Here is a 9,318-nt window from a genome sequence, read left to right on the forward strand (position 1 = left end):
GAGGCTTAGCCTTTCAATTGTCAATCCTCATGGCGTCCACGCGCGCACGAGTTCGACGAAGCTATGCCGGGGCCCTGCACTGAGGTAGGCGGGCCATCCGCGTGCACGCACATTTCTTAGGTACCGGCTCACTGTTGCGGGCCACTGCCTGCGTACATGATAGCTGGCCGGCTTTGCCGCGGGATCGTCGCGGCGCTTGGCGTCTACAGTTGGGCCATGAATGCCACGCCGCCAGCGGCCTCCTCCGAGCAGATCGCCAACTCGGTTGCCTCGGGCGTGTCGGCCGATCATCCCGGCGTCAACGAGCTGTTCGCTCTGCTGGCCTACGGCGAGGTGGCGGCCTTCTACCGGCTCACCGACGAGGCGCGGATGGCGCCCAATCTGCGCGGCCGGATCAACATGGCCGCCATGGCTGCCGCGGAGATGAGCCACTACGAGGTGCTGCGAGATGCGCTGGAGCGCAGGGGAGTCGACGTCGTTCCCGCGATGACGAAGTACGCCTCGGCCCTGGAGAACTATCACCGGCTCACCACGCCGAGCACGTGGCTCGAAGCGCTCGTCAAGACCTACGTCGGTGACGCGCTGGCCGCCGACTTCTATCTGGAGATCGCCGACACGCTGCCCAACGAGATCGCCGACGTGGTGCGCGCGGTGCTCTCGGAGACGGGACACTCACAGTTCGTCGTCGCCGAGGTGCAGGCCGCCGTGACGGCAAGCGAAAAGCAGCGGCACCGGCTGGCGTTGTGGTCGCGCCGGCTGCTCGGTGAGGCCATCACGCAGGCGCAGTACGTGATGGCCGACCACGACGAGCTCGTCGACCTGGTGATGTCCAGCGGCGAAGGCCTGAGCCAGATGACGGAGTTCTTCGACCGGTTGCAGCGCACACACAGCACCCGCATGCACGAGCTCGGCCTGGCCTGAACGTTACTTCGTGCAGGTGGCGATCATCGAGTTGGCATTCTGCTGGGCGATCAACGCGCCCGACCCGTCAGTGATGCTGCAGTTGAGCTGACCGCCCACGCTGGTCGCGGTCACGGAGCTGAGCTCGACACCGGGGTCCAGCGCAACGGTCTTCGACCACGGCAGCGCAACGTTGACGTCGGTCTGCAGCGCGCCCTGCTGGTCGGTGTAAATCACCGTCACCAAGTCGATCAGCTGCCGGTTACCGGTCACGGTGTAGGTGACCGCGCGTGGCACCGGCGCGGTTTCGGTGGGTGCCGTGGTCGGCGGAGCGCTGGCGCTGGCGCTCGGCGTGAGGGTGGTGACCGTCTCGGGCGATAGCGGTGCGGCAGGCGGGAGCGACGACGGCGTGGTGGCGGCCGGCGGTGCAGACGTGGTCGCGGCGGGCTGCGTGGTCGTCGGTGCGGCGACGGTCGTCGACACCGAGCCGCTGTCGCCGCCGCCGAGGATGACCGCGGTGCAGATCACCGCGACGAGCAGAATCGCGCCGGCGACCCCGGCGATCCAGATCCACCGGCGATCGATCGGCTCGTAGTCGTCGTAGTCCTCGATGTCGTCGTACTCCTCGAGACCCACGTACTCCTCGTAGTCGCCGTAGTCGAGATTGACGGTTTCCGAGGCGTCGTCCCGAGGGCTGTGGATCCGCTCGGTCGGGGTCAGCGAATACGGTGAATGTGCGGTATAAGGCCTGTTCATGCAGCTGTTTCCCAGTCGTTTAGTGCAATGCCGGCCCTGATGCTATCGAGACGAAAGTGACAGATGAGGTTGGCGCGCTGGGTGTCGTGTCACGGTCCGGACTCGGTTCGGTCGCGTGTTGTCACGGCGGCTGCCACCGTCGTTTCGCTTATCGCGTAGCGGGCGGGGCGGCACCTCTGCCGTCCAGTAGCCTCATTTCCAACAGCAGTTCATGGACGGAAAGGGTTCAGCGTGGAGGTCAAGATCGGTGTCACGGACAGCCCGCGGGAGCTGATCTTCAACAGTGCGCAGACACCCACAGAGGTGGAGAAGTTGATCACCGACGCACTGGGCAAGGACGCCGGCGTACTGACCCTGACCGACGAGAAGGGCCGCCGATTCCTGGTGCAGACGTCGAGGATCGCCTATGTCGAGATCGGCGCAGCCGATGTGCGCCGAGTGGGCTTCGGGGTCGGAGCCGTCGGCGCGGAGGTCGTTAAGAGCGGGTAAGCGGCACGTGGGACAGCCCGCCCCAAATGAACTGCACCGTGCCGTCCACCGCGTCTTCCTTGGTGATCGGCCGGTCGGCGTGCAGCCAGTAACGCGCTGAGTCGACGCTGATGGCGACCAGTCCGACGGCGATCATCCTGGCCCGGTGCGGTTCCAGGCCGGAGTCGTGGCTGATCAGGTCGAACACCGCGTCGGTGCACGCCTCGGTGGCGACCTTGACCTGCGAGGCCACCTGAGGCTCGGTCACGTAGTCGTTCTCGAAGATCAGCCGGTAGCCCTGGCCGTCGTGCTCGATGAAGTCGAAGAACGCGCTGACGGCTGCGCGCACCCGCAGCCGGTTGTCGGTGGTGGTGCGCAGCGCTTGGCGCACACCGGACACCAGATTGTCGACGTGCCGCGCCAGCACCGCAAGGTACAGCTCCAGCTTCGACGTGAAGTGTTGGTAGAGAACGGGTTTGCTCACGCCGGCCCGGTCGGCGATCTCGTCCATGCCCGCGGCGTGATAGCCGCGGTCGACGAAAACCTCGCTGGCAGCAGCAAGTAACTGCCCACGGCGCTCATCGCGGGGCAGCCGGTTTCCACGCCGGCTGACGCTGGAGCCGACGCCTGACTCGGCGTTGGCAAGATCGCTCATCACGTCCTCAAATTCCCATTGCCGGCTGGGCCGGCGTCTGGCCTCGTTTCGCCACGACACTACTACCGTTGCACGGCCGTGTATGGCAGGACGTCTCACGCTGCCGTTGGTGGCGCGCCAGAAGTGCAAGTGCTTTGGCCTGTGTCATCCTGTTTCGGTGACCTACGACCCGGAGCGTCGCGGGAGTGGTCGCGTGCCTGTGCCCGTACTACGCGACGAGTGGCGAGAGCCGCTGCGCGCGCAGCGTGATCCGCTCGCCGGGGACTCCGGCCGGGCCAGGTCGAATCGCGACGAGCATCGCCGCTGGCGCAAGCAGACATGGCTGGGTCGCTTCATCTCCACCTACGGCTGGCGCGCGTACGCGCTGCCGGTGCTGGTCGCGCTGACCGCGGTGGTGGTGTACCAGACCATCACCGGGACCAGCGTTCCCGAAACGACTCCCGTCGAAGGCCCGGTGCAGGGCCCGCCGACCATCGGCGTGGCCAGCACCGCGATCATCGGAGCGCCGCCGAAGGGGTTGACCCAGTTCGACGCAAACCTGCCGACCGGGATCCTGCCCGACGGCGGGCCGTTCACCGAGGCCGGCGCCAAGACGTGGCACATCGTGCCGGGCGCCACGCCGAAGGTGGGCGAGGGCACCACCAAGACGTTCACCTACACCGTGGAGATCGAGGACGGCGTCGACACCACCTCGTTCGGCGGCGACGACGGATTCGCGCGGATGGTCAGCGAAACTCTGGCCAATCCCAAGAGCTGGACACACAATCCGCAGTTCGCGTTCGCCCGCATCGACGGCGGCGAGCCCGACTTCCGGGTGTCGCTGAGCTCACCGATGACGGTGCGCGAGGGCTGCGGCTACGACATCCAGCTCGAGGCGTCCTGCTACAACCCTGCCTACGTCGACGGCCAGCCGCGGGTGTTCATCAACGAGGCCCGCTGGGTGCGTGGCGCGGTGTCATTCCAGGGCGACATCGGCTCGTACCGGCAGTACCTCGTCAACCACGAGGTCGGCCATGCCATGGGCTACCAACGTCACGAAGGGTGCGCGGAGAACGGCCAGTTGGCGCCGATCATGATGCAGCAGACGTTCAGCACCGCCAACAACGACGCGGCGAAGTTCGACCCGCAGACGGTCAAACCGGACGGTAAGACGTGCCGGTTCAATCCCTGGCCGTATCCGATCGCCTAAGGCGACTCGGCGGTCGACGGCGGGAAGCATCCCGACCGGACTACGGTTGTGCTGGGTACTGCAGTGACCGTCAAATAAGGAGATTTCGGTGTCCCCGAACTTGGGTGGGCCGTTGCCCCCGCTGGTAGAGCCCGCGGGCGAACTCACGCGCGAAGAAGTGGCGCGCTACAGCCGTCATCTCATCATCCCGGACCTGGGTGTGGACGGGCAGAAGCGGCTGAAGAACGCCAGAGTGCTGGTGATCGGTGCCGGCGGGCTGGGCTCGCCGACGCTGTTGTACCTGGCCGCCGCCGGGGTGGGAACCATCGGCATCGTCGAGTACGACGTGGTCGATGAGTCCAACCTGCAGCGTCAGATCATTCACGGGCAGTCCGATATCGGCCGGTCCAAGGCCCAAAGCGCACGTGACTCGATCCGCGAGATCAACCCGCTGGTCGAGGTGCGGCTGCACGAGGTGCGCCTGGAGCCCGACAACGCGGTCAACCTGTTCAAGCAGTACGACCTGATCCTGGACGGCACCGACAACTTCGCGACGCGCTATCTGGTCAACGACGCCGCCGTGCTTGCCGGCAAGCCGTACGTGTGGGGTTCGATCTACCGGTTTGAGGGTCAGGTCTCGGTGTTCTGGGAGGACGCCCCCAACGGACTTGGCCTGAACTACCGCGACCTCTACCCGGAGCCGCCGCCGCCAGGCATGGTGCCCTCGTGTGCGGAAGGCGGCGTGCTGGGCATCCTGTGCGCGTCGATCGCCTCGGTGATGGGCACAGAAGCCATCAAGTTGATCACCGGCATCGGTGAGCCGCTGCTGGGCCGCCTGATGATCTACGACGCGCTCGACATGACTTACCGGACGATCAAGATCCGCAAGGATCCGGCCACGCCGAAGATCACCGAGCTGATTGACTACGAGGAGTTCTGCGGCGTGGTGTCCGACGCTGCGGCCGAGGCCGCAGCCGATTCGACGATCACGCCACGCGAGCTTCGTGAACTGCTGGACTCCGGCAAGCCGTTGGCGCTGATCGACGTTCGTGAACCTGTCGAGTGGGACATCAACCACATCGAGGGCGCAAAGCTGATTCCGAAGGGTGCGTTCGAATCGGGTGAAGCGTTGGCCAAACTCGAGGTCGACCGCACACCGGTGTTCTATTGCAAGACAGGTGTCCGTTCGGCCGAGGTGCTGGCCATCGTGAAGAAGGCCGGCTTCTCCGACGCGATGCACGTGCAGGGCGGAATCGTCGCGTGGGGCAAGCAACTCGAACCCGACATGGTGATGTACTAACGCCAAGTTAGCCGGAGCTCCGCTTAGGCTGAGGTGGTGACTGCCGAACGCCCGCCGGATCATGTGCTGGCGGCCTTCGGATTGACCGGCGTGCGGCCGGTTCCGCTCGGCTCGAGCTGGGAGGGCGGCTGGCGCTGCGGCGAAGTGGTGCTGTCGATGGTCGCCGACCACGCCCGCGCCGCATGGTCGGCGAAGGTCCGCGAAACGTTGTTCGTCGACGGTGTACGCCTGGCCCGGCCGGTTCGGTCGACCGATGGCCGCTACGTGGTGGCGGGGTGGCGGGCCGACACATTCGTCGCGGGCACCCCGGAACCGCGCCACGACGAAGTCGTTTCGGCGGCGGTGCGGCTGCATGAGGCGACAGCCAAACTCGAGCGGCCGCGCTTTTTGACCCAGCCGCCGGTTGCGCCGTGGGCCGATGTCGACGTGTTCATCGCCGCCGACCGGGCGGCGTGGGAGGAGCGCCCGCTGCACTCGCTGCCGCCGGGCGCGCGAGTATCGCCGGGTTCGGCCGACGGGCAGCGGTCGATCGAACTGATCAATCAGCTGGCCGCGCTGCGCCGGCCGACCAAGAGTCCCAGCCAGTTGGTGCACGGGGACCTGTACGGCACAGTGCTTTTCGCAGGCACCGCGGCACCGGGCATCACCGACATCACCCCGTACTGGCGGCCCGCGTCATGGGCGGCCGGAGTGGTGGTCGTCGATGCGCTGTCGTGGGGAGAGGCCGACGACGGTCTCATCGAGCGGTGGAGCCCGCTGCCGGAATGGCCGCAGATGCTGTTGCGCGCCTTGATGTTCCGGCTCGCAGTGCACGCCCTGCATCCGCGGTCGACGGCCGCCGCGTTCCCGGGTCTGGCCCGCACCGCCGCGCTGGTGCGGCTGGCGCTCTAAGAGTGCACGTGCTCTTCGCGAATGGTACGCCAGGGCTGTGAAATCATCGCCGGCAACGACCATGGCGTACATTTCGCGAGTTCTAAGATTGGCCGGCACGATTCGTTAGTGTTCCCGCCGCCTAGAACGCGTGGCGTACTTCGCGCAACGGCACCCGTCCATCCTCGGCGAGCACCCCTTCGGCGCGCAGCAGTTCCAATTGCCGGGTAGTCAGATGAGGCGCAGGCCGGCCCGAGGCGCGGATGACGCGATGCCATGGCAGGTCCGACGAGTCGGTACGCATGATCCAGCCGACGATTCGAGGGCTGGAAAGCCCTGCCGCGTCGGCAATGTCGCCGTAGGTCGACACCCGCCCAGCCGGAATCGACGCCACCAGCGCGCGAACGGTTTCGACCTGCTCGTCGGTGACCGCAGGCATCGCTAGTCGCGCTCCAGTTGCTTGCGGATCACCGCCGCCGTCTCAGTCGGCAGCGCCTGAGGCACCATGTGATCACAATCCCACTCCTCGAGCGTGAAATCCGATCCGAGGTGCGTGTCGAGCGACGAGATGAGCGCCTCCGTCGCGTACGGCGGATTGGTACGGGTGGCCCGCACCAGTGTCGTCGGTATCCCATTGGGCGGCAACGTAATTGGCCGGGCCAGCTCGCTCCAGTACGACATCATCGCCGGAATGCTGATCCGCCATCCCGCCCGGCCGCCCGGCAGATCGATCAGGTGCTCGTCCAGTTCGCGGTCCAACTCCTCCGCGTCGACCTCGCCCCACGATCCCGACACCTTCTCCGCGCGGGCCTCCGCGCGATCGGTGTAGTCCGGCGACGCGTACATATCGTCGGCGACGTCGCGCATCCACCCGCCGTCCAGGCCAACCGCCGGATCCAGCAGCACCAGCGACGCCACCAGATCCGGCCGGGCAGCGGCAAGATGCAGCGCCACCGCTCCGCCGAATGAATGCCCGACCACCACGACCGGACCGTCAGCATCCGCGTCGAGCAGTCCACCCAGCGCTGCGACGTTCGCATCGAGCGTCCACGGCGCCGCCCACGACGACCGGCCGTGCCCGATCAGGTCCGGCGCGGCGATCGAAAACTCGGGCAGATGCCGCGTCGCGACCGTCTGCCAACGTTGACCGTGCCCGGTCAGGCCGTGGATGGCCAGAATCTGGGTTCGCCGCGACGAGCCATACCGGTACACGTTCAAGTTCTGCGCGTCGAAGGTCACGTCGACGATGCTGCCAGCCTGCGGTGTGGGCCGCTTGTCGGACCCCCGTGGTGTCATGCCTTCATGTCCGCACCACACACCGATCTCACCCCGACCACACTCACCGAGCCGGGCATGCGCGGCGTCGTCCGAGTGCTTGGCGGGGCGGGAACGGGCAAGAGCAGCCTGTTGATTCGCGCCGCGGCCGCTCACATCGCGGCGGGCGCCGACCCGGAATCGGTTCTGCTGCTGACGGGTTCGGCCCGGCTCGGCGCGCAGGCCCGGGCAGCGATCACCTCCGCGCTGCTCAGTGCGGGCGAACGCGCGGTCGTCAGGGAGCCGTTGGTCCGCACCGTTCACTCGTACGCGTTCGCGGTGCTACGGCTGGCAGCTCAACGCAACGGCGATCCGCCGCCGCGGTTGATCACCAGCGCCGAGCAGGACGGCATCATCCGGGAGCTGCTCGCCGGTGATCTCGAGGATGGTGACGCGTCCGCCGTGGCCTGGCCGCCGCAGTTACGGCCCGCGCTGAGCACCGTCGGATTCGCTATCGAGCTACGTGACCTGTTGGCTCGCTGCACCGAACGCGGCGTCGATCCCCTTGAACTGCAACGCATCGGCCGGCTCGCGGGGCGGCCCGCGTGGCTGGCCGCCGGCCAGTTCGCACAGGCTTACGAGCAGATCATGCTGCTGCGCTCCGCGGTCGGGATGGCCGCGCCGCAGGCCACCGTGCCGGCCTTGGGGGCCGCCGAACTTGTCGGCGCCGCGCTCGAGGCCTTCGCCACCAACGCCGACCTGCTGGCCGCTGAGCGCGCCCGCATCAAGCTGCTCCTGGTCGACGACGCGCAGCACTTCGATCCGCAGGCCGCCCGGCTCATCCGGGTGCTGACGGCAGGCGCCGACCTGACCGTCATTGCCGGAGACCCCAACCAATCCGTATTCGGCTACCGCGGTGCCGATCCCTCGCTGCTGCGCGGCGACGAGCCGGCGATCACCCTGACGGAATCGCACCGCTGCGCGCCGGCCATCGCCGACGCCATCACCGCCGTCGCCGCCAGACTCCCCGGCACCGATGCGGGCCGCGAACTCACGGCCGCTGCGGAAACCCCGGGCTCTGTCGCGGTCCGCATCGCCGCATCGCCGCACGCCGAAGCGGCATTGATCGCCGACGCGTTGCGCCGCGCCCACCTGGTCGACGGTGTGCCATGGTCCCAAATGGGAGTCGTGGTCCGCTCGGTTCCGCGGCTGGGCGCACCGCTGGGCCGCTCGCTGGCAGCTGCCGGTGTACCGGTCGATGTGCCGCAATCCAATTCGCCGCTGGCCGAACAGCCTGCCGCGCTGGCGCTTCTGACGGTCCTCGAGGCCACCGTGCACGGACTCGATGGTGACCGGGCACTGTCGCTCGTCACCGGCCCGATCGGACGGGTCGATCCGGTCTCGCTGCGTCAACTGCGACGCGCACTGCGTCGCGCCGATGCCAGCGTGCCGCCGCGCGACTTCACCGATCTGCTCGTCGAGGCCCTCGATAAAGGGACAGCCAGACTGTCGCCCGAGGCGGCACGCCCGCTGCAGCGCGTGCACGCCGTACTGGCCGCCGCGCGCCGCAGCGCGTCCGAGGGAGCTGACCCGCGGCACACGCTGTGGCAGGCCTGGCAGCGGTCCGGTCTGCAGCGGCGCTGGCTGGCCGCCAGTGAACGCGGCGGTCCCGCCGGTGCTCAGGCCGATCGCGACCTCGACGCCGTCACGGCGCTGTTCGACGTCGTCGAGCAATACGTGACGCGCACCGCCGGTGCATCGCTTGCCGGTCTGATCGACCATGTCACAGCGCTTGGCCCTCCCGCGGCACCGCGCGACCGACACGGTGAAATCGATGCGGTCGCGGTGCTCAGCGCGCATTCGGTGCTCGACCGCGAGTGGGAGTTCGTGGTCATCGCCGGGCTGCAGGAAGGGTTGTGGCCCAACACCGTTCCCCGGGGCGGAGTG

The 9,318-nt window shown here is 67.6% G+C and carries 10 protein-coding genes; 6 read left to right on the forward strand and 4 right to left on the reverse strand.

Annotated elements, in window-relative coordinates; translation table 11 throughout:
* Positions 1-216: 216 nt before the first annotated feature.
* Entirely contained in the window at positions 217-921 is a 705-nt protein-coding gene (locus tag VFH65_RS17260) for a ferritin-like fold-containing protein (protein WP_353323076.1), read from the forward strand.
* Between the two features lie 3 nt (positions 922-924).
* Here the strand turns inward: VFH65_RS17260 and VFH65_RS17265 are convergent, their stop codons facing one another.
* The gene (locus tag VFH65_RS17265; protein WP_353323077.1) at positions 925-1,656 is read right to left on the reverse strand and encodes a hypothetical protein; all 732 of its coding nucleotides are present in this window, start codon (positions 1,654-1,656) and stop codon (positions 925-927) included.
* A 231-nt stretch (positions 1,657-1,887) separates the two neighbouring features.
* Here VFH65_RS17265 and VFH65_RS17270 point away from each other — a divergent pair, with 231 nt between their 5' ends.
* Positions 1,888-2,145 carry a DUF3107 domain-containing protein gene (locus VFH65_RS17270; RefSeq protein ID WP_353323078.1) on the forward strand — a complete coding sequence of 86 codons (258 nt, stop codon included), beginning with the start codon at positions 1,888-1,890 and terminating at the stop codon, positions 2,143-2,145.
* On the opposite strand, the gene VFH65_RS17275 is transcribed toward VFH65_RS17270, so the two are convergent.
* Positions 2,132-2,779 carry a TetR/AcrR family transcriptional regulator gene (locus VFH65_RS17275; protein WP_353323079.1) on the reverse strand — a complete coding sequence of 216 codons (648 nt, stop codon included), beginning with the start codon at positions 2,777-2,779 and terminating at the stop codon, positions 2,132-2,134. The genes VFH65_RS17270 and VFH65_RS17275 overlap by 14 nt on opposite strands.
* Positions 2,780-2,936: 157 nt before the next feature.
* On the opposite strand from VFH65_RS17275, the gene VFH65_RS17280 reads away from it, so the two are divergent.
* The 3 genes from VFH65_RS17280 (at position 2,937) to VFH65_RS17290 (ending at position 6,138) form a co-directional block, all read left to right on the forward strand.
* Positions 2,937-3,968 carry a DUF3152 domain-containing protein gene (locus tag VFH65_RS17280; protein WP_353323088.1) on the forward strand — a complete coding sequence of 344 codons (1,032 nt, stop codon included), beginning with the start codon at positions 2,937-2,939 and terminating at the stop codon, positions 3,966-3,968.
* A gap of 100 nt (positions 3,969-4,068) precedes the next feature.
* Positions 4,069-5,247 carry an adenylyltransferase/sulfurtransferase MoeZ gene (gene moeZ / locus VFH65_RS17285; protein ID WP_353323089.1) on the forward strand — a complete coding sequence of 393 codons (1,179 nt, stop codon included), beginning with the start codon at positions 4,069-4,071 and terminating at the stop codon, positions 5,245-5,247.
* A 36-nt stretch (positions 5,248-5,283) separates the two neighbouring features.
* On the forward strand, positions 5,284-6,138 hold the full coding sequence (locus VFH65_RS17290; protein WP_353323080.1) for a TIGR02569 family protein: 855 nt from the start codon (positions 5,284-5,286) through the stop codon (positions 6,136-6,138).
* Between the two features lie 121 nt (positions 6,139-6,259).
* Here the strand turns inward: VFH65_RS17290 and VFH65_RS17295 are convergent, their stop codons facing one another.
* Complete coding sequence (locus tag VFH65_RS17295) at positions 6,260-6,556, reverse strand: MGMT family protein (protein WP_353323082.1); 297 nt, start codon at positions 6,554-6,556, stop codon at positions 6,260-6,262.
* Positions 6,557-6,558: 2 nt separating this feature from the next.
* Positions 6,559-7,413, reverse strand: a complete 855-nt coding sequence (locus VFH65_RS17300) for an alpha/beta hydrolase (protein ID WP_353323083.1) — start codon at positions 7,411-7,413, stop codon at positions 6,559-6,561.
* Positions 7,414-7,419: 6 nt separating this feature from the next.
* On the opposite strand from VFH65_RS17300, the gene VFH65_RS17305 reads away from it, so the two are divergent.
* Positions 7,420-9,318 (forward strand): ATP-dependent helicase (locus VFH65_RS17305; protein WP_353323085.1); only part of this gene is annotated, 1,899 nt, incomplete at its 3' end.

Source organism: Mycobacterium sp., from assembly GCF_035697385.1.
Lineage (GTDB): Bacteria > Actinomycetota > Actinomycetes > Mycobacteriales > Mycobacteriaceae > Mycobacterium.

Coding starts and splice junctions, on each gene's coding strand:
- VFH65_RS17260 (WP_353323076.1), top strand. CDS start 217: ATGAATGCCACGCCGCCAGCGGCCTCCTCCGAGCAGATCGCCAACTCG.
- VFH65_RS17275 (WP_353323079.1), bottom strand. CDS start 2,779: ATGAGCGATCTTGCCAACGCCGAGTCAGGCGTCGGCTCCAGCGTCAGC.
- VFH65_RS17265 (WP_353323077.1), bottom strand. CDS start 1,656: ATGAACAGGCCTTATACCGCACATTCACCGTATTCGCTGACCCCGACC.
- VFH65_RS17300 (WP_353323083.1), bottom strand. CDS start 7,413: ATGACACCACGGGGGTCCGACAAGCGGCCCACACCGCAGGCTGGCAGC.
- VFH65_RS17295 (WP_353323082.1), bottom strand. CDS start 6,556: ATGCCTGCGGTCACCGACGAGCAGGTCGAAACCGTTCGCGCGCTGGTG.